The organism is Lachnoclostridium sp. An131, assembly GCF_002160825.1.
GTDB lineage: Bacteria > Bacillota > Clostridia > Lachnospirales > Lachnospiraceae > Laedolimicola.
Window position 1 is genome coordinate 1 of the sequence record NZ_NFLI01000043.1, and the last position, 677, is coordinate 677.

The 677-nt window shown below is 44.3% G+C and carries 1 rRNA gene; it reads right to left on the bottom strand.

From position 1 onward, the window contains the following. Positions 1-92, bottom strand: a 23S ribosomal RNA gene (locus B5E77_RS16725); the annotation flags it as partial. Positions 93-677: the final 585 nt, after the last annotated feature.

The following is a 677-nucleotide window of genomic DNA, read 5'->3' on the forward strand; positions in this document are numbered from 1 at the left end:
ATTTGCTCCTCCCCGAAGCTTTTCGCAGCTTATCACGTCTTTCATCGGCTCTTAGTGCCAAGGCATCCACCCTGCGCTCTTAACGCTTGACCTTTCGTTAAACTTCTTCCCGTTCAACACTCATGCATAGCGTTGCATGAGGGCCATAGGTTATTTTTTAAGAGGTTTGTTTCCTCTGGAAGTCCTCTTTCGATTCCTTCCTGTGATTACTCTCTTCTCTTCTTCCTGTTTCCATTCTGAAGAGCCTTAAGGATAATCACCTCGGATGTCTTGTATTGTTAAATCTTCGATTTAACTGGATATTTTCAGTATATAGTTTTCAAGGTACAATTCTGGCAGACTGATGTTTAATCAGTCATTAGAAATCTCAATCTCTTGAAACCTCTAATCACTGGTTAAAACCAGTTATATAGAACAGCACTGCCCTGCTGATAGGGTTAACACATCTTTTCCCGCAGGCTTTTCACGTCCCACTCAGATATGTCTGTATCTATATATAGAAGCTGTCTTCCAGCTTTCTTTTTTAGGGAATCCGGCAGGTCCCGTCACTAACCTCAAGCTTCGTCTCGCGACTCGCTTTCGCTAAGTGTCGTGACACGCCACTCACTAAATTCGAACTGCGCCTTCGGCTTGTTCTTATTAAGTGTTCCGGCAGCCACCTGCTCTCCCATGCCGTC